This window comes from Ruegeria sp. BB1 (genome assembly GCF_056539465.1).
Genome location: NZ_JBQFVB010000001.1, coordinates 1,550,800 through 1,570,039, shown reverse-complemented (window position 1 = coordinate 1,570,039; position 19,240 = coordinate 1,550,800). Strand labels below are relative to the sequence as shown.

At 57.8% G+C, this 19,240-nt stretch carries 16 protein-coding genes and 1 tRNA gene; 8 read left to right on the top strand and 9 right to left on the bottom strand.

The window, feature by feature from the left end:
- Positions 1-119: 119 nt before the first annotated feature.
- The 5 genes from ACR0AL_RS07830 to glyA form a co-directional block, all read right to left on the bottom strand.
- Positions 120-542, bottom strand: a complete 423-nt coding sequence (locus ACR0AL_RS07830; RefSeq protein WP_170347762.1) for a universal stress protein — start codon at positions 540-542, stop codon at positions 120-122.
- 80 nt (positions 543-622) lie between these two features.
- Positions 623-1,993, bottom strand: a complete 1,371-nt coding sequence (locus ACR0AL_RS07825) for an alanine/glycine:cation symporter family protein (RefSeq protein WP_170347763.1) — start codon at positions 1,991-1,993, stop codon at positions 623-625.
- A 25-nt stretch (positions 1,994-2,018) separates the two neighbouring features.
- Positions 2,019-2,963 carry a lipoyl synthase gene (gene lipA / locus ACR0AL_RS07820; protein ID WP_480662521.1) on the bottom strand — a complete coding sequence of 315 codons (945 nt, stop codon included), beginning with the start codon at positions 2,961-2,963 and terminating at the stop codon, positions 2,019-2,021.
- A 14-nt stretch (positions 2,964-2,977) separates the two neighbouring features.
- Positions 2,978-4,357: a dihydrolipoyl dehydrogenase gene (gene lpdA, locus ACR0AL_RS07815; protein WP_425081143.1), complete on the bottom strand. Its 1,380-nt coding sequence runs from the start codon at positions 4,355-4,357 to the stop codon at positions 2,978-2,980.
- An 11-nt stretch (positions 4,358-4,368) separates the two neighbouring features.
- Positions 4,369-5,622 (bottom strand): serine hydroxymethyltransferase, encoded by a 1,254-nt coding sequence (glyA, locus tag ACR0AL_RS07810; protein WP_480645944.1) that lies wholly within the window; start codon positions 5,620-5,622, stop codon positions 4,369-4,371.
- 146 nt (positions 5,623-5,768) lie between these two features.
- Here glyA and ACR0AL_RS07805 point away from each other — a divergent pair, with 146 nt between their 5' ends.
- Positions 5,769-6,371 (top strand): helix-turn-helix domain-containing protein, encoded by a 603-nt coding sequence (locus ACR0AL_RS07805; protein WP_480662519.1) that lies wholly within the window; start codon positions 5,769-5,771, stop codon positions 6,369-6,371.
- A gap of 631 nt (positions 6,372-7,002) precedes the next feature.
- On the opposite strand, the gene ACR0AL_RS07800 is transcribed toward ACR0AL_RS07805, so the two are convergent.
- Positions 7,003-7,077 (bottom strand) — tRNA-Gln (locus ACR0AL_RS07800).
- 430 nt (positions 7,078-7,507) lie between these two features.
- Between ACR0AL_RS07800 and ACR0AL_RS07795 the strand changes: the two genes are divergently transcribed.
- Positions 7,508-8,014 (top strand): ferritin, encoded by a 507-nt coding sequence (locus ACR0AL_RS07795; RefSeq protein ID WP_170360615.1) that lies wholly within the window; start codon positions 7,508-7,510, stop codon positions 8,012-8,014.
- Positions 8,015-8,041: 27 nt separating this feature from the next.
- Here the strand turns inward: ACR0AL_RS07795 and ACR0AL_RS07790 are convergent, their stop codons facing one another.
- The gene (locus ACR0AL_RS07790; protein ID WP_425081164.1) at positions 8,042-8,530 is read right to left on the bottom strand and encodes an SH3 domain-containing protein; all 489 of its coding nucleotides are present in this window, start codon (positions 8,528-8,530) and stop codon (positions 8,042-8,044) included.
- A 170-nt stretch (positions 8,531-8,700) separates the two neighbouring features.
- Here ACR0AL_RS07790 and ACR0AL_RS07785 point away from each other — a divergent pair, with 170 nt between their 5' ends.
- The 5 genes from ACR0AL_RS07785 to ACR0AL_RS07765 all read left to right on the top strand — a co-directional run bounded on the left by ACR0AL_RS07785 (position 8,701) and on the right by ACR0AL_RS07765 (position 16,939).
- Complete coding sequence (locus ACR0AL_RS07785) at positions 8,701-9,687, top strand: 2-hydroxyacid dehydrogenase (protein WP_170349330.1); 987 nt, start codon at positions 8,701-8,703, stop codon at positions 9,685-9,687.
- Positions 9,688-9,726: 39 nt separating this feature from the next.
- On the top strand, positions 9,727-11,520 hold the full coding sequence (gene ggt, locus ACR0AL_RS07780; RefSeq protein WP_480662517.1) for a gamma-glutamyltransferase: 1,794 nt from the start codon (positions 9,727-9,729) through the stop codon (positions 11,518-11,520).
- A 12-nt stretch (positions 11,521-11,532) separates the two neighbouring features.
- Positions 11,533-12,954: an FAD-binding oxidoreductase gene (locus ACR0AL_RS07775; RefSeq protein WP_480662515.1), complete on the top strand. Its 1,422-nt coding sequence runs from the start codon at positions 11,533-11,535 to the stop codon at positions 12,952-12,954.
- 66 nt (positions 12,955-13,020) lie between these two features.
- Complete coding sequence (locus tag ACR0AL_RS07770) at positions 13,021-14,295, top strand: hypothetical protein (RefSeq protein ID WP_480662513.1); 1,275 nt, start codon at positions 13,021-13,023, stop codon at positions 14,293-14,295.
- A gap of 136 nt (positions 14,296-14,431) precedes the next feature.
- Complete coding sequence (locus tag ACR0AL_RS07765) at positions 14,432-16,939, top strand: GcvT family protein (protein WP_170347781.1); 2,508 nt, start codon at positions 14,432-14,434, stop codon at positions 16,937-16,939.
- 42 nt (positions 16,940-16,981) lie between these two features.
- On the opposite strand, the gene ACR0AL_RS07760 is transcribed toward ACR0AL_RS07765, so the two are convergent.
- Positions 16,982-17,635 carry a DUF938 domain-containing protein gene (locus tag ACR0AL_RS07760; RefSeq protein WP_170347782.1) on the bottom strand — a complete coding sequence of 218 codons (654 nt, stop codon included), beginning with the start codon at positions 17,633-17,635 and terminating at the stop codon, positions 16,982-16,984.
- Positions 17,632-18,705, bottom strand: coding sequence for an NAD(P)/FAD-dependent oxidoreductase (locus ACR0AL_RS07755; protein ID WP_480662511.1), 1,074 nt, complete (start codon positions 18,703-18,705; stop codon positions 17,632-17,634). The genes ACR0AL_RS07760 and ACR0AL_RS07755 overlap by 4 nt, the downstream gene beginning before the upstream one ends.
- 152 nt (positions 18,706-18,857) lie before the next feature.
- On the opposite strand from ACR0AL_RS07755, the gene ACR0AL_RS07750 reads away from it, so the two are divergent.
- Complete coding sequence (locus tag ACR0AL_RS07750) at positions 18,858-19,238, top strand: hypothetical protein (RefSeq protein WP_170349334.1); 381 nt, start codon at positions 18,858-18,860, stop codon at positions 19,236-19,238.
- Positions 19,239-19,240: the final 2 nt, after the last annotated feature.

Sequence of the window (19,240 nt, the reverse complement as noted above, 5' to 3'; positions counted from 1 at the left end):
CCAGCGGATACTGAACAGGCATCTCCCAACCCGCAAAATCAACCAGCTTGCCTCCCAACTCAACATGGAGATCGTAGAGAGGAGTGCGTTTTAAGTCAGTCATAGCTGTAGCCTTTCAATCAACGGGACTGGTCACGGACAACCATGACGGTGCAATGCGCGTTGCGCACAACACGGGCCAGGTTCGGGCCAATCTCATAGTTCGGGAAATCGCCTTTGGTCGACGCCATGACGATCAGATCAAAGCCGTCCTTATAGGCAAGCTTCAGAATTTCGCGGTAGACGCTGCCTTCTTCGACATGCACCGGCACATCAGAGGCATTGGCGTGATCCAGTATGGCCTGAACCGCACCCCGCACGTGGTCTTTGGCGCCTGCGCCATAGTTGGCGGGTAGGTTCGGCAACTGGATGATCTCGGGGATGACGGCGACCGTGTGCAGTTCGGCACCATAGAATTTTGCCTGTTCCAAAGCGACCGGCAAAGCCAGTTTCCACGAGCGGTCGTCAGTGTGATCAATCGGCAGCAGGATTTTCGTGGCCATCACGTCTCTCCTCGAGATAGAAAATTTGTTTCAAAGGCGGGGGGCCGGGTTGGCCCCCCGTTTTTTTGTCAGTGCCGAAGTTATTCGGCAGGTGAGCCACCCGGTTCTTCGGACTGGCCGTTCGAGGCAAAGAACTCTTTCGTCAGTTTGAAGACGATCGGGCTCAGCAATGCCAGAGCGATCAGGTTCGGGATGGCCATCATGGCGTTCAGCGTATCCGCCAGCAGCCAGACAAAGCCCAGATCTGCAGTCGCACCGAAATAGATCGCAACGATCCAAAGGATGCGGTAGGGCAGCAGGGATTTGACGCCCAGCAGGAACTCAACACATTTCTCGCCATAGAACGACCAGCCAAGGATGGTGGTGAAGGCAAAGATCGACAGAGCGATTGCGATCAGGTGACCACCGCCCGGAAGCGAGGTTGCAAATGCCAGCGAGGTCAGAGCCGCGCCCGACTCACCCGAGGTCCATGCACCTGTCGAGATGATAGCCAGACCGGTGATCGAGCAGACGATGATAGTGTCGATGAATGTACCCAGCATCGCGATCAGGCCCTGATTGACCGGACCTTTGGTCTCGGCTGCTGCGTGTGCAATCGGAGCGGAACCCAGACCGGCTTCGTTCGAGAACACGCCACGTGCCACACCAAAGCGGATGGCGGCCCAGACAGCTGCACCTGCAAAACCGCCTTCAGCGGCAGATGGGGTGAAGGCGTAGGTGAAGACCAGCGACAGGGCGTTACCGATTTCGCCAATGTTGATGATCAGAACCAACAGGCCAGCGACGATGTAAGCGATCGCCATGGCCGGAACCAGTTTACCTGCGACGGCACCGATGCGGGTGATGCCACCCAGGATGACGGCTGCGGTCAAGACCATCAAAACAATACCGGTGACCGAAGTATTCACACCGAAGTTCGATTCCAGAACCTGTGCCACACCGTTGGCCTGTACGCCGTTACCGATGCCGAAGGCCGCGATTGCGCCGAACAGAGCAAAGGCAACGCCCAGCCAGGCCCATTTCGCGCCGAGGCCATTTTTGATGTAATACATCGGGCCGCCGACGAAGTTGCCCAGCTCATCTTTCTCACGATATTTTACCGCGCAGACAGCTTCGGCATATTTGGTGGCCATGCCCACCAGGGCGGTCATCCACATCCAGAACAAAGCACCCGGACCGCCCAGGAAGACAGCAGTGGCCACACCGGCGATGTTACCCGTACCGATGGTCGCCGACAGCGACGTCATCAGCGCGTTGAACGGGCTGATCTGACCGTCACCCTGACCTTCGCGGCCTGCGAACAACAGCTTAAAGCCAGTGCCGATGCGCAGGATCGGCATGAATTTCAGCCCCACCTGCAAGAAGAAGCCGACGCCAAGAATGAGAACCAGCATGAGCGGCCCCCACACGACGCCATTGATGGCCCCTACGATTGAATTTAACGCTTCCATGGTTTCCCTCCCATTTGCGTTTGGATTATGCCCCGTTGGCGATAGCCCGTTGGCGGGCTTGCTTGAGGGCGGCAAAGTCTTCGTCCGCATGGAACGACGAACGGGTCAGCGGGGTTGCTGACACGTGCAGAAAGCCCTTGGAGCGCGCGATTTGCTCCAGTTGGGCGAATTCGTCCGGAGACCAAAAACGATCAATCGGGTGGTGTTTCGCGGTCGGTTGCAGGTATTGCCCGACCGTCAGGAAATCGACCTGAGCCGCGCGCAGATCATCCATCACCTGGCGAACATCGTTCAGGGATTCTCCCAACCCGACCATCAAGCCGGATTTGGTGAAGATCTCGGGGTTGGCGCGCTTGGCATCGTCCAGCAGCCGCAGCGAGGTATAGTAGCGCGCGCCGGGGCGAACGGACGGATACAGGTGTGGAACGGTTTCCAAATTGTGGTTGAAGACGTCTGGGGCAGCCTGGAACAGGACATCCGCCGCGTCGCCTTTACCTAGAAAATCGGGGGTAAGAACCTCGACCGTTGTGCCTGGGTTTTGGTGGCGAACGGCCCTAATGGTCTGAGCGATATGTTCGGCCCCGCCATCAGCCAGATCGTCCCGGTCCACGGATGTGATCACCACATGGCGCAGGCCCAGCTTTTTGACCGCCGCTGCGACGCGGCCCGGTTCAAATGCGTCCAATGCATCGGGACGTCCCGTGGCCACGTTGCAGAAGGAGCAACCGCGGGTGCAGATCTCGCCCATGATCATCATGGTGGCGTGACGTTTGGACCAGCATTCGCCGATATTGGGGCAGGCGGCCTCTTCGCAGACGGTCGCCAGATTGTGCTCGCGCATCAGACGACGGGTTTCGTAATACTCGGCGCTGTCGCCCTTTTTCTTGCGAATCCACTTGGGCTTACGCGGGATGACACTGTCTGCCTTCTTGGCCTTTTCAGGGTGGCGGGGGCGAAGCTGGATGGTCATCTGGCAGGTCCCTCTTAGGCGTGGATTGCGCGGCCCATGGCGTCAAGGCAGGCTTCTTTGACCGCCTCGCCCATGGCTGGGTGTGCATGACAAGTGGCAGCGACCTCGGCGACGGTTGCGCCTTTGGTCATGGCCAGAACCAACTCGGCAATCAGGTCTCCTCCGTGGGCGCCACAGATGTGGGCGCCCAGGATTTTGCCGCTTGGGTCCGCCAGAACCTTGACTGCGCCGTCGGTGTCGCCGGTCGAACGGGCGCGCGAGTTGGCCATGAAGGCGAACTTGCCAACCGAATACTCGGTGCCAGCCTCTTTCAGCGCTTCTTCGGTCAGACCGACCGAAGCGACCTCGGGGTCGGTATACACGACCCCCGGCACGGTGTTGTAATCGACATGGCCAGCTTGTCCTGCGAGAGTTTCCACGCAGGCGACGCCGTCTTCTTCGGCCTTGTGCGCCAGCATCGGACCGGGCACGCAGTCGCCGATGGCGTAAATGCCGGGAACCGAGGTCTGGAACGTCCCATCCACCTCGATGAAGCCGCGCTGACTTACTGTAACGCCCAGCTCCTCCAGGCCCAGCCCACGGGTGACAGGGCGGCGGCCCACAGCGATCAGGACCTTATCAGCCTCGATCACTTCTTCTTTGTCTTTGCCGACGCGATCAACGGTCAGCACCAGACCGGTATCGGTCTTTTCGACCGTTTTCAGCGCACGACCCAGCTGGAATTTCAACCCGCGCTTGGACAGTGCGCGTTGTGCCAGCTTGGCGATTTCACCATCAATGCCGGGTAGAACGCGGTCCAGATACTCGACCACGGTAACCTTTGCGCCCAGACGGGACCAAACCTGCCCCAGTTCCAGCCCAATCACACCTGCGCCGATCACGACCAGATGGTCCGGTACGCTCTCCAATGCAATCGCACCGGTCGAACTGAGGATGTCCTGCTCGTCGATCTCGATCCCCGGCAGCGAGGTCGGTTCCGAGCCGGTGGCGATCAGAATGTTTTTCGCTTGATAGACATCATCGCCGACCTTGACCTGTCCGGCAGAGGGGATGCTGGCCCAGCCATCGATATGGTCGACCCCGTTTTTCTTGAACAGAAACGCGATGCCTTTGGTCAGGTCGCCTACGATCTTGTCCTTACGCCCCATCATCGCGGGTACGTCGATGCTGGCCCCCTCGACCGCAATGCCGTGGGAGGAGAGATGTGCAAGTTCGGCATACTTGGCCGAGGAGGTCAGCAACGCTTTGGAGGGGATGCACCCCACATTCAGACAGGTCCCGCCAAGTGCCCCGCGCCCTTCGACGCAGGCCACTTTCAGTCCCAGCTGAGCCGCGCGGATCGCAGCGACATAGCCGCCAGGTCCGCCCCCGATGACAATCAGATCGTAGGTCATGACGCTAACTTTCAGTAGATCGGGTGGCTTGCGCACAGGGCGCGCACTTTTTCACGGGTTGCTTTTTCAACGGCTTCGTCTCCGCCCGGGTTCTGCGCCAGCGCGTCCAGAACGTCACCGATCAGATGGCCGATCTGCTTGAATTCCTCGGGGCCAAAGCCCCGGCTGCAACCGGCCGCAGTACCCAGACGAATACCGCTGGTGATGGTGGGTTTCTCGGGGTCACCGGGCACGCTGTTTTTGTTGCAGGTAAAGCCAGCGCGTTCCAGCGCGGCTTCGGCGTCTTTACCGGTTACGCCAACCGGGCGCAGATCCACCAGCATCAGGTGGTTTTCCGTGCCGCCCGAGACGATGTCGCAGCCACGTGCCATCATAACGTTGGCCAGAGCCGAGGCACTGTCGACCACGCGCTGCATGTACTCTTTGAATTCGGGTTTCAGAGCCTCACCGAAAGCGACGGCCTTACCGGCGATCACATGCATCAGCGGGCCGCCTTGCAAACCGGGGAATACGGCTGAGTTGATCTTTTTCGCCAGCGCTTCGTCATTTGTCAGGATGATGCCACCGCGCGGACCGCGCAGGGTTTTATGCGTGGTCGATGTCACGATATGAGCGTGCCCGACGGGAGAAGGGTGCAGGCCGGTTGCAACCAGACCGGCGATATGCGCCATGTCGGCTAGCAACCAGGCGCCAACCTCATCCGCAATCGCGCGGAAACGGGCAAAGTCGATTTTTTGCGAATAAGCCGACGCGCCTGCAATGATCAGTTGGGGCTTTTCGGCCTTGGCCAGTGCTTCGACCTGATCATAGTCGATCAGCCCTGCATCGGTCAGACCATATTGGATCGGACGGAACCATTTGCCGGATTGCGCCGGTTTCGCGCCATGGGTCAGGTGGCCGCCCGCGTCCAACGACATGCCCAGAATGGTGTCACCGGGGCTGAGCAGCGCTAGCTTGACCGCGCCATTGGCCTGGGCGCCCGAATGGGGCTGCACATTCGCAAATTCGCAGCCAAACAGCTGCTTCAACCGGTCGATGGCTTCCTGCTCGACCTCATCCACATATTCACATCCGCCATAATAGCGGCGGCCGGGATACCCCTCGGCATATTTGTTGGTCAGAACCGAGCCCTGAGCGTCAATCACAGCCTGAGAGACGATGTTTTCAGATGCGATCAGTTCGATCTGTTCGGCCTGACGGGCGCCCTCGCGTGCAATCGATGCAGCAATGGTCGGATCGGCCTGTGTAAGCGACGTTTTGAACATGGTCATCTCCTCTGATTTCGAATCTCCGGTTCGAAACTATGTTTCCTATAGTGGAATTGATTCCCTTAAGGCAACATAAATCTCTTATTCGTGAAGTTGCGTGCGACTAAGGGAATATGTAAGCTGGAAAGAACGGGGAGATTTTCATGGGCGAAGACCAAAGAAACGAAGGGGTTACACCTGAAGAACTGGATGAAGGGGCGGCCTTGGGGCGTTCCATCCGCGACGCGCGACGGGAAAAGGGCTGGACTCTGGAAGAGGCCGGGCGTGCGGCAGGTATCGGGCGATCGACCCTGTCGAAGATCGAAAACAATCAAACCAAACCCAGCTTTGAGATCGTGCGGCGGTTGACACAGGCGCTGGATATGAACCCTCCGCAACTTTTTCTTCAATCGGGTCAGTCAGGCATAAACGGTCGGCGGGACTATACCGCTAACGGGCAGGGTGAGTTCCGGGAAACCGCCACCTATTTGCACGAATTGCTGTGTTCGGATCTGACAAGCAAACGCATGCTGCCCTATGTGGCCACGATACGGGCCCGCGATATCTCTGAGTTTGACCCCTGGATCCGACATTCGGGCGAAGAATTCATGTACGTGCTGAGCGGCGAGTTGATTTTCATCTCGGAACACTACCGCCCTCTGCCGATGAAAGCGGGTGATTCACTGTATTATGACAGCAGCATGGGGCATGGCTGTGTGTCGACCAGTGAAGAAGACGCGCAGGTTCTTTGGGTGTCGTTGGAATAGGTCGTGTACCTGGGAAATTAGGCGTTACCGCAGTTTTTCACCTTTCCGGTGTGGCTTAGGTTTCGCGCACAGAAGAACTAAAAACCCAGTTTGTGGAAATTTCAATATTGAGGTTAGACGTCTTGGGATGGACCGCTAAAACCTGCTGTGATCCTTTGCTGTCGCGGTTTAAGAACAATCTATGCGGTCAACTTCGTATATCCGAAGAGTTTCGGAGCTTTCAGCGGCTTTCGGCAGCTAAAAGTCAGTCTGGCATTTCCGGCCAGTAATGTCTGCATTCGGAAGAACGAGCGGATTTCTGTGCATTGGCAGCGAACGTTCGCCTCCCTGAAGAACCGTCCCGAAACAGTACCAACCCGGGTTCGTGGGGGCGAAGGTCCGCTTCCTCGATCTCCGGAAATCCTCGCTGCGGAGCGGCGAATGCACACTTTCCGCGCTAATTACCGACTTTTTAGTCCCTTGGCAGCATGTGCCGCGGTGGTTCTTGGAAATGAACAAATCAGCAAACTAGGCCGAGAGCCCACTACCAAATCCGCCGAATTTGTTGAAGATTGCGTTCTAGCCCGGCAAAAGTTGGTTTTCTAACCGGACAAGTCGCGATTCATACCGGATGGCACACTAAGAGAAAAAGTGGCTGGGGTGGTAGGATTCGAACCTACGATACACGGTACCAAAAACCGCTGCCTTACCACTTGGCTACACCCCAACGGTGAGGCGCTGTCTACGATTGTTGGTTGGAGGGTTCAAGGGCTTTCGAGTGAAAAAAACTGACTTGGAGCAAAAATTTTTTTCCACGCTCCCGACGATCCAAATTGGCGAAATTTCCGGTCATGGATTGCCTATCTGGAAAAGGATTTATTGGTCACAAAGCCTATGGGAAAGGTCTGAAAGTGTTGAACACGGCCACTGTGTTCGAAGGGCGGAGGGTCTTTCACTCACGTTCTGAGCGGCGTTTTGAAGCTGGGAAATACATTGACCCGGAAATTCGCCCCGGATTTGCAAACGCCTTTCATTTGCAGGGATCGACATCTAAAATATTGAAATTAAATTATAAAAATAAGAAACTGGGTTGCGGGATTCCTTGAAAATACGTAGCAATGCAAATGAACCGGTACCCCGTGTCACAGGAGACGAAGATGAAGCTGAACCCGAATGTCGCAGAAGCACTGAACCGTCAAATCAACAGTGAACTTCAGGCATCCTACACCTACCTTGCGATGGCCGCATATTTTGAATCGCAGGATCTGCCAGGATTCGCGCAATGGTTCCGTAGTCACTCGGTTGAAGAACAAACACATGCCATGCGTATCTTCGATTTTGTGGCACAGCGTGGCGGGAGAATCGAACTGGAAGGCATCGACACACCCAAGATGGACTATGACTCGCCGGTCGAGGCGCTGGAATATGCGCTTGCCAACGAGGAAAAGGTCACAGGTCAGATCAATGCGCTGTTTGAACTGGCGCACGGGGTCAAGGAGTACAGCACGCAAAACATGCTGAACTGGTTTTTGGCCGAGCAGAACGAAGAAGAAGACTTGTTTGGCAAGATTCTCGACAAGACCAAGGCGGCCAATGGCGATCGGTGGAACCTGTTGCTGTTGGACAAGGATATGGGCACGCGACCCACCCAGGCTACGGAATAGGCGACGGGGCGGCTGCGGTCGCCCCCGTTACTCGCGGATTTCAGAGGGGTCGACTCCCCATAGGCTCGATTTCCGGGCCCAGCCGCGGTAACCGCCAGCCGAGATTTGGCACCAGTCCAGGCTGCAACTGCCTAGGCGCGCCACCACCCCGGATTCGAATTGGGCACTGATCTGCGCATTTGGGTCGGGGCTGGCATAGACAGGCAGCATTTCGGATTCGATCAATACGGTCCGCACGCCGGACAGTAGGGCATAGTGAACCCACCCGCCGGCACCGTCACGGTCCTGAACCTTGCGCCAATTGCCGTATTCAGCCGTGATTTGCAGCGGCATGCCGCGCCGTTTGAACACCCAGTCGATTCGATGTGTTAACGAAGGACCACGCCGAACATTGCCCTCGGCGGCTTTCATCGAAACATATCTTGGCAATGGCAGGTTGGTCACAGGGCCGCGGGCATCCTGTGCGCTGGCAGCCAAAGTGCCCAGCACAAACAGAAATACGGACAAAACCACCAGAAGGCGGCGTTTTACCGATAGAAAACCACTCACTGACTGCCTGCTCTTGTGCCTGTTGATTTGGTTCCGAAAAAAGGTCGTCTCAATGCGTTGGGGTTCTTGTGCCCCGCCTTATCCTGCGCCACGATGCCATGGCGCGCGAAGGTTTGCAAAGCGATGGGAGGGCGAAAGTGCCAAGAGAACGTCTGAGTGTTGTTGTAACGCGACGGTTGCCCGAGGCAGTGGAAACCAGACTGAGCGAGTTGTTCGACGTCCAGCTGCGCGAGGATGACACCCCCATGTCGCGCGAAGAGCTGGTCGCAGCAGTTCAGAGTGCAGATGTCCTTGTTCCAACGGTGACCGACACAATTGATGGCGGTTTGCTGGGGCAGGCGGGCGAAAACCTGCGCTTGATCGCCAATTACGGGGCCGGTGTCGACAATATTGATGTGTCGACGGCGCGACAGAGGGGCATTCTTGTTTCCAACACCCCCGGTGTGCTGACAGACGATACGGCCGATATGACCATGGCATTGATTCTTGCGGTCACGCGGCGTTTTCCCGAAGGGGTTGGTGTGATGCAACGCGGGGATTGGACCGGCTGGGCGCCGACCGCACTGTTGGGTGGGCGGATCGGTGGACGTCGCCTTGGCATTCTGGGCATGGGTCGGATCGGCCAGGCCGTGGCCCGCCGTGCCCGTGTCTTTGGAATGCAGGTGCATTACCACAATCGTCGTCGCCTACGCCCTGAGGTCGAAGACGAGTTGGAAGCCACCTATTGGGAAAGCCTAGACCAGATGGTCGCTCGGATGGATGTTCTTTCAATTCACTGCCCGTCGACCCCGTCTACTTTTCATCTGATGAACGCGCGTCGGTTAAAGTTGCTGAAGCCCTCGGCGGTAGTTATCAACACCTCTCGGGGTGAAGTGATTGACGAGAATGCGCTCACACGCCTGATCCGATCGGGTGATATCGCAGGCGCGGGGCTGGATGTCTACGAACATGGCACACAGGTGAACCCGCGTTTGCGGCAATTGCCCAATGTCGTTTTGCTGCCTCATATGGGATCAGCCACGCTGGAAGGGCGGATCGAGATGGGCGAGAAAGTCATTATTAATATCAAGACCTTCGAAGACGGGCACCGCCCGCCGGATCAGGTTGTGCCATCCATGTTGTGACGCACCCGCGCCCAAGGAACAATTTTTCAGGAGGATACGATGCGACGAAATCTGATATCAGGATTGTTTGTGACGGCATTGACCTTTGGCGGGGCGTCCTTTGCGCAGGAAACAGCGGATGCGGTAGCACCCGAGGGTGCCTCGGACGGGCAGGTTCAGGGCCTGACCGACGAAGTGATTGCCTCGCTTGAGGCGAAGTTGGCCGGTCAGCCCGTGACTTCGCAGAACTGGATGGTTGCTGCGGCAAACCCGTTGGCCGTTGAGGCTGGAGCCAAGGTTCTGCGGGCCGGAGGGTCTGCGGCGGATGCCATGGTCGCGGTGCAGGTCGTGCTGGGGTTGGTCGAGCCTCAATCCTCGGGCCTTGGTGGCGGCGCGTTTCTGGTTTGGTACGACGCGGCAACTGGCAAGTTGACCACGCTGGATGGGCGCGAGACGGCTCCGCTGGAAGCGAACCACCGCCTATTCCACAATGAGAATGGTGAGCCCTTGCAGTTCTACGATGCCGTGGTGGGGGGGCTGTCAGTCGGTACGCCCGGTACGCCAGCGTTGCTGGAAGAGGCGCACCGGCGTTGGGGTCGCAGCCCGTGGCCCAGCCTGTTTCAGGATGGCATCACGCTGGCGGATGAAGGGTTCCTTGTATCTCCGCGATTGGCCACTTTGGTCGAGGCAGATGCTGAGAGGTTATCGCGTTTTCCTGTGACGGCTGAATACTTCCTGCCCGGTGGTACGCCTTTGCAGCAAGGTCAGCGCCTGATGAACCTGGACTATGCGAACACGTTGCGTGTTTTGGCCAGTGAAGGGTCGGCCGGGTTCTACGGCGGTGAAATCGCCGCCGGCATCGTCAGCACGGTGCGCGGAGCGCCCGGAAATCCCGGAGTTCTGTCCGGCGTAGATCTGGCGCTGTATCAGGTGATTGAACGCGAACCGGTCTGCGCTGCCTATCGTGTTTATGAGGTTTGCGGCATGGGGCCGCCCTCATCCGGGGCGCTGACGGTCGGTCAGATCCTTGGCATGCTAGACGGGTATGATCTGACCGCGATGGGCCCCGAGGATGCGAATGCTTGGCGGTTGATCGGCGATGCGTCGCGTTTGGCCTTTGCGGATCGCGGCCGTTACATGGCCGATCACGACTATGTGCCGATGCCCACGCAGGGTCTGGTCGAACCCTCCTATCTGTCTGAACGCGGGCAACTGCTGGGCGGCGAGGGCGCGTTGATCGAAGCGACCCCGGGCAATCCAGAGTTCGATCACGCGTCGAACTGGGCGGATGATGTCTCGCTCGAGTTGCCCTCGACCTCGCATATCTCGATTGTCGACCAATATGGCAATGTGCTGTCGATGACCACGACGATTGAAAACGGGTTCGGCTCACGGTTGATGACCAACGGGTTCCTGCTGAATAACGAACTGACCGATTTCTCGTTCAAAACCCACAGCGATGGTGTTCCGATTGCTAACCGGTTAGAGCCCGGCAAGCGGCCTCGCTCTTCGATGAGCCCGACGATAGTCATGCAAGATGGCAAACCGGTATTGGCCATCGGATCACCCGGTGGAAGCCGTATCATTGGCTATGTCGCCAAGTCGATTATCGCCTGGGCTGATTGGGATATGGATGTACAACAGGCGTTGTCACTGCCGCATCTGGTTAATCGCTTTGGCACCTATGATGTGGAACAAGGCACCGCAGCCGAAGGGTTCTCGGACCCGTTGATCGAGCTGGGGTTCGAGGTGAACCCGCGCGATCTGACGTCTGGCCTGCATGCGATCGAGATCGGAGAGGTCCTAACCGGTGGCGCTGATCCACGTCGCGAAGGCATCGCGCTGGGCGAATAAAAGGAAAATTACATGGTGCAGGCAGCAGCGTTGCCGCGAAACGAGGCCGGGATTGAAACGGCTGTCAGTATTCTAAAGCAGAAGTTTGGTGATCGCCTGCAAACTGGCGAGTCGGTCCGAGAACAGCATGGCCACACGACAACCTGGATCAACAATCAGGCTCCGGACGCGGTGGTTTTTCCCCGTTCGACCGCGGAAGTATCCGAGATTGTCAAAACCTGTGCCCAGCACAAGGTGCCGGTGATCGCTTTTGGCACCGGCACATCGCTGGAAGGGCATGTGAACGCCCCGGCGGGTGGTATCTCGGTCGACTTGAGCCAGATGAATCAGGTGCTGGCCGTGCATGCAGGTGATCTGGATTGCGTTGTGCAGCCGGGTGTGACGCGCGAAGACCTGAATACCCATCTGCGCGATCAGGGCCTGTTCTTTCCCATTGACCCCGGTGCCAATGCATCGCTGGGCGGGATGGCGGCAACGCGGGCCTCGGGCACCAACGCGGTGCGCTATGGCACGATGAAGGACAATATCCTCAGCCTTGAAGCGGTCATGCCCGATGGTCAGATCATTCGCACCGGCCACAGGGCACGGAAATCCTCGGCCGGGTATGACCTGACCCGCTTGCTGATTGGGGCCGAGGGCACGCTGGGCATAATCACCGAACTCACCCTGCGCCTGCAGGGCATCCCCGAGGCGATCACCTCGGCCCGGTGCTCCTTTCCAACTGTTGATGCGGCCTGTCAGGCGGTGATGATGACGATCCAATACGGCGTGCCCGTGGCCCGGATCGAGCTGTTGGACGAACTGTCAGTCAAGGCAGCCAACGCCTATTCTGGGCTTAGCCTGCCGGAAACGCCTTTGCTGCTGTTGGAATTCCACGGATCGGAATCCGGCACAGTTGAGCAGGCCGAAACCTTTGGTCAGATCGCTGAAGAGTTCGGTGTTATGGATTTCGCCGCCACCTCAACAACGGAAGAGCGCAACAGGCTGTGGCAGGCCCGGCACGATATGTACTGGGCCAGTCTGCAATTGCGCCCCGGTGCGCGGGGGATTTCCACCGATGTCTGCGTTCCGATCTCGCGCCTGGCGGAATGCGTCACCACGACCCGGGACAAGGCCAAGGAACTGAGCCTGATGGCACCGATCGTGGGGCATGTGGGGGACGGGAATTTTCACACTCTGCTGTTGATCGACATGGACAACGCCGATGAGGTGGCGCGGGCGGATGGGTTTGTCGGTTGGCTGAACGATCTGGCCATCTCGATGGAGGGCACGTGTACCGGTGAGCATGGAATCGGGCAGGGCAAGCGACCCTATCTGATCAAGGAACTGGGCGCGGCAGTCAGCTATATGGATGCAATCAAAAAAGCACTCGACCCGGACAACATCATGAACCCTGGTAAAATCCTGTCGAATGCAGATTTCGACCATCGTTAAAATTTCGGGCTGAAAGCCACAAGGCTGCCCAAATTCCATTCTATCTTTCGCAAAAATGAGCAGCGATTGATTTTGGAATCTCAGATGGGCATTTTGCGGATTTTTGGTTTTATGGTGGTCGTAATATCGACTATTGTGGGCCTTGATTATTACCAACAGGGCAAAAAGCACGAAGGCACTTTGTCCGTCAGTGGTTATGTCGAATCGATCAAGCACCGTTTTGCGCAACAACAGGAAGAGCGTGAGGCCAAAGCCGTCGAACGTAACCGGAAAAAACGCTGGAAAGCCGGGGCCAAGTCTTATCTGCCAGCAGCCAGCGCCGGATGGGCACAATTTGAGCTGACCCAGATGGACAGCGCGCCCGTCGATACGGTGCTTTCGAATTATGCCCCGATCCCCCTGATCAGTTCGGTATCTGGTACGGCTGAACTGATGCGTCTGGTGAAAGGCGGCAAGAAAGGGATCGCGCGCAAGCTGAGCGAAACCGGGCTGGTATATGCCAAAGGTGATGAGGTCGTCTGGTTCGACATCAGCCTCAAACCTAAATCGGCGCGTAACTCGCTGGCGGGCATGGCCCTTTCGCGGCAGCAAAATTTCATGTCGCATACCGCGATCAAACAGGGTTTTGCGGTGATTGACGGTGTCGCATTCATGGAAATCACTCAGGACCTGACCAATCCCACCGAAGCGGTGGATTATCGCAGGATCATCGGGCGGATCGGGATTGACGAAGAGGTTGTGATCCGGATGGGCACTAATGCCGATGACGCCACGATTCTAGAGCTTTTGGAGGCCGTCGATTATGCCGCCCTTAACACTTTACTGACTTATCCGTCGCTTGTGGTGGGGCAGGGTGTTTCGGTCCAGCAAGACCGCCAGCCAGAGGTCGCCGAAAAGATGGATCAGCTGTATAAGGAAATGCAGTTGGTTCAGGAAAAGATCACCGATGAAAAGCTCAAGAATCTGGATGTCACGGCGATGATGGTCAATTCGATGACGGCGTCGGATTTCAACAGCGATGGCATCATGGATATTACCGGGGGTGAGGTATTCGAAAATCAGGACATCCTGCAAATCGGATATGGTCGGGCGCAAAAACTGCTGTTGGACTCTGATCAGCGCCAGGCGGCTTTGGCAGAAGAGGACCAGGCCAAAGGATCGGGGTTTTTCAACAGGCTGAAAAACAAGCTGCCAGCCTTTGCCGCGCCCAAGTACAAGGATACGGCAGTGAAACCGGCCCCGAAAAAAACCTCGCAACCAGTGCGCGTGCATAAGGGCGGGTTAGGGACGTCCTGCGCGCAGGTTGGCAGCATCAAGCGGTGTTCAGCCTCGGCGCAATAACGCCAATCACGATGATTCCGCAGTCTGTTTACGGTAGCGGGTCGTTTTTTTTCTCTCACTGGTCGGATGAATGTCGCGCCGGGTGCTTCAAATGCGCCATATGGTGTCAACTGAATTCAAGGGGAGACGCCCGGTTATGAAAACCCAAGTCAAAGCATTGGTTGTTGGCGGCGGCGCCGTTGGGACCTCGATTGCCTATCATCTGGCCAAAGCGGGTTGGGATGATGTGATGTTGATTGAACGGGATGAGCTGACGTCCGGCTCGACCTGGCACGCCGCTGGCCTGCTGCCGTTGTTCAACATGTCCTACGCGACAACTCACATCCACAAGTACTCGGTCGACTTCTACAAGACGCTTGAGGAAGAAACCGGTCTGAACGCAGGGTTTGCTGTGGTCGGCAACCTGCGCATGGCCCAAACGCAAGAACGTATGGACGAATACATGCTGTATGCGTCCACCGCCGAGACCTGCGACGTTGCATATGAATGGCTGACCCCGGACCAGATCAAGGAACGCTGGCCGCTGATCGAGACGTCGGACCTGAAGGGTGCGATCTACCACACTGAAGATGGTTACATTAACCCGGCCGACGTGACGCAGGCGATGGCCAAAGGCGCCCGTCAACGCGGCGTCGATATCGTCCGCAAGATGCAAGCCGATGCGTTCCACTGGAACGGTACCCACTGGGAAGTCACCTGCACTAAGATGGTCGAGAAGGGCGGCAACCTCATTCCTTCGGATGAGCAGGTTGTTATCACCGCCGAGCATGTCGTCACCGCTTCCGGAAACCACGCGCAGCGCACGGCCAAGATGCTGGGCATCAAAATGCCTGCGATCCCGGTCGAGCACACCTTTATCGTCATGGACAAAGACCCCGAGCTGGTCAAATGGCGCGAAGCTGGCAACCCCGAACACCCTGTTGTCCGTGATGCTGACAACGAATCTTACGCCCGCGAGGAACGTGGCGGCTGGATTCTGGGTATTTACGAACACGGCGCGCCTGCGCAGTTCGAACACGGCGTTCCGGACAGTTTTCGCGCGGACCTGTTCCCGCTGGATCTGGACCGGATTGCTGATCAGTACATGGCGATGGCCGAACGCGTGCCGTCCTGCGCCGAGTCTGGTCTGAAAGACGATTTCAACGGCCCGATCTGCTATACCCCCGACGGCAACCCACTGGTTGGTCCGGCTCCGGGCCTACGCAACATGTGGCTGGCTGAGGGTTTCAGCTTTGGTATCACGGCTGCAGGCGGCACCGGCTACTATCTGGCACAGATGATGGTGGATGGCGAAGCCGAGATCGACATGGCCTCGCTGGACCCCAAACGCTACAGCAGTAACTGGATGACCACCGAGTTCGCGGCCCGCAAGAACGAAGAATGCTATGAGCACGTCTACATCCTGCACCACCCGGATGAAGAGCGTGAAGCCTGCCGTCCGCTGCGGACTGTTCCGGCCTACGACCGTCAGAAAGCACGCGGCGCGCAGTTCGGTTGGGTTAACGGATGGGAACGTCCGAACTACTTCGGTCCCACCGATGCGCCAGATAACTTTGATAAGGAAAGCCGTTCGTTCCGTCGTGGTGGCTGGTGGCAATACGCCGTCGAAGAGGCCAAAGCGATCCGTGAAGGCGTGGGTCTGGTCGACGCGTCCGCGTTTACCAAGCATGTCGTCAAAGGCCCCGGTGCTACCCAGTTTCTGGACTGGTTCACCTGCAACAAGCTGCCCAAAGTTGGTCGTATCAACCTGACCTACGCGCTGACCTCGCATGGCACCACCCGAACCGAATACACCATCGTCCGCAATGGCGAGAATAACTATTACATCGTTTCAGCCGGCGCCTGGACCGAGTATGACGCCGACTATCTGCGTAAGGCGGCTGAGGACAAGATGGATGAGTTCGGCTATATCGAAATCCAGGACGTGACCACGCAGTGGGGCGTTTTTGCCATCGCCGGACCCAAGTCGCGTGACGTTCTGAAAGAGGTCATCAAGGACGCCGATCCGGAAACCGCGCTGTCCAACAAGCGTTTCCCGTGGCTGTCGGCCCGTCAGATCGAACTGGGCATGTGCCCGGTCAACGCGATCCGAGTGGCCTATACCGGTGAACTGGGCTGGGAACTGCACCACCCGATCGAGATGCAGAACTACCTGTTCGACTTGCTGGAAAAAGCGGGTGAGAAGCACGGTATGAAGCTGGTTGGCGCGCGCGCCCAGAACTGGTTGCGTCAGGAGAAATCCTATCGCGCCTTTGGAACCGAACTGGGCCGCGACGCGACCCCGCTGGAAGCTGACCTGCCGCGTTTTGTCGACCTGTCAAAGGACTTCCACGGCAAGGCCAAGCTGGAAGAAACCGGCGTGCGTGTGAAGTGCTGCACTTTGTTGATCGACGGACCGGACGATGCCGACCCGTGGGGCCGCGAGGCGCTGTACACGCCAGAAGGCGAGCGTGTGGGCCGTCTGACTTCAGGCGGCTACTCGGTGGCGTTCGAAAAATCCATCGGTATGGGCTACGTGAAACCTGAAATGGCAGTCGAAGGCACCAAGCTGAAGGTCAAAATTCAGGACAAGCTTTGGGATGCGGTCGTGACCTGCGACAGCCCCTACGATCCGAAAAACGAAACCATCCGCAAGGACGGTTAACCCGGACAGAGAACAGGCGGCGCGAAGGTGCCGCCTGTTTTACTATTGGCCGGGCTTTTCTGCGATAAAGGCCAGATTGTTCGCAGGCATCTCGACCATCCCGACGACGGTCAGGTTCTGGGCGCGCATCAACGCGGCAATGTCTTCATCATTTTTATACCCGATCTCAGCGTCTTGCTGGACCAGAGCATCGTGAAAGCGTTGGTCGCCATCGCTGGTCAATTGCCCCGAACGTTTGAATGGTCCGTACAGGATAAACCGCCCCTTGGGGGCCAACGCCTGCGCGGTTTCGGTCACCAGCATTTGTGTTTCCGGCCAGCTGATCAGATGCACCAGATTGATCAGGACGATCAGGTCCTGACCGACGAACTCGGTGTGCCAACCTTGCGCTGTGGCGTCCAAAGCCACTGCGTCCACAACGTTGGGCAGATCGGCAGCATAGGCTTTGATGCTGGTTATCCGCTCGACCTCGACTTCGGTCGGTTGCCAGATGAGGTTTGGCAGGCACTGGGCGAATGCGCTGACATGCTGGCCGGTGCCGCTGGCAATTTCCAGCGCCCGGCCTGCCTTGGGGGTCCATTGAGCCAGTAGGTCACACAAAGCTTCGGCATTGCGGGTCGCGGCAGGGGCGACAAGCCGCCCGTCCTGACCTTCGGTGGCAACGCTGGCGTTGGAGGGGAGGGTTCTTTTGCTCATCGACGCAACCTTTTCGGGCTGAAGGCAGCAATGATTTCAGGGTCCAGTTCAGATGTCGCGCCGGTTGTCAGATCAGCAACCAGTTGCGAAGCCGCCGGAGAGGTCTGGAACCCATAGCCCCCCTGACCCGCAGACCAGACAAAGGACGGATCAGACGGATCGGGCCCCAATACCAAAGTTCCATCCGGCGCGAAGCTGCGTAGCCCTGCCCAGTTTACCTCAACCCGGGTGACGGGTTCGGTCACCATCTCTTCGTACCGGGCCAGCCCCTCAGCCAACACCATGTCATCGGCGTAGGCATCCTGCGGTGGTACGGGGTCGGCCTCGCACGGGGAAACCAACAGTTTGCCTGCATCGGGCTTGGCATACCATGTCTCACCCGCGCCCAACATCATCGGCCAGCCGCTCAGGTCATGCCCGCCGGGGGCAGGCAGCCGCGCCATCGACCTGCGTTTCGGAATTATTCCGATTGGTGCAATCCCCGCCATCACGGCGATCTCGTCAACCCAAGGGCCGGCAGCATTGATCAGGATGCGGGCTTCATAGACTTCCCCAGCCTCGACGAACCAGCGCCCATCCTTGCGAATGGCGGTGACCCTGGCCTTGGTCACTACTGCACCGCCATTGCCGCGAACGGTGCGGGCGAAATCCTGCAACAACCTGTCCGTGTCGATATCAAATGCTCCACTGCTAAGCGCTGCGAACCCAAGAGTGTCGGGGTTCAGGATTGGCACACGTGCCAGCGCCTGCGCCGTTGGGATCACCTGCATATTCAGATCATGGACGTCCCGTTCAAAGACATCGGCCTGATCCTTACGACCAACCAACATCAGATCGCGGGGCGTCAGATACCCGCCGTTTTCAGCTCGCATAAAAGCGGCACTGGCCCTGTTCAGCGCAACGACGGAGGGCGGACCATAGTTTTCCTCGAACAACGCGGCGGACCGGCCAGACGCGTGATAGCCCAACGCATCCTCAGCCTCGAGTACAGTTACCCGACCGTGATATGACAGGCGTGCCCCGGCGCTCAGACCGGCGATACCGCCGCCTATGACAAGAAAATCAATCATATGTCCCCTTTTCACCGCGTACCTATTATGGCGAAACCGATCGTCCTAACCTGTCTGGAACTCTAAGCAGGCTTGAATTTGCGCATCAACCCATCCAAAGAAGTAACAAGCAATAACAGGAGGGCAGGGTGAGTACCGCAGATCTACACCCGATGGCCACGGGGCATATTCCGTCCTACGTGACCCAGGCGGACGGCAGTGATTTTCTTTTAACGTTCATGTTTGTGTTTACCGTTTTGGTGATTGTTCTGATCGGGGTTGGATATTTCACCCTGCATTCGATCCCCGAAAAGATAGCGCACGAATCCAACCACCCTCAGTTCCAGTTGGTCGGGATACTGGCCTTGCTGGCGCTGTTCACCCATAACGGGTTGTTCTGGGTCGCCGCCATTCTGGTGGCTGGGTTCCAGTTCCCCGATGTGGCCGCTCCACTCAGAGCTATTGCGGATGCAATCCGATCTTTGGGCAATCAACGCCCCGAAGGCCCCGCACCGGCCCAACCCACCGAACCCACCGCGCAGCAGGAGCATTAGAA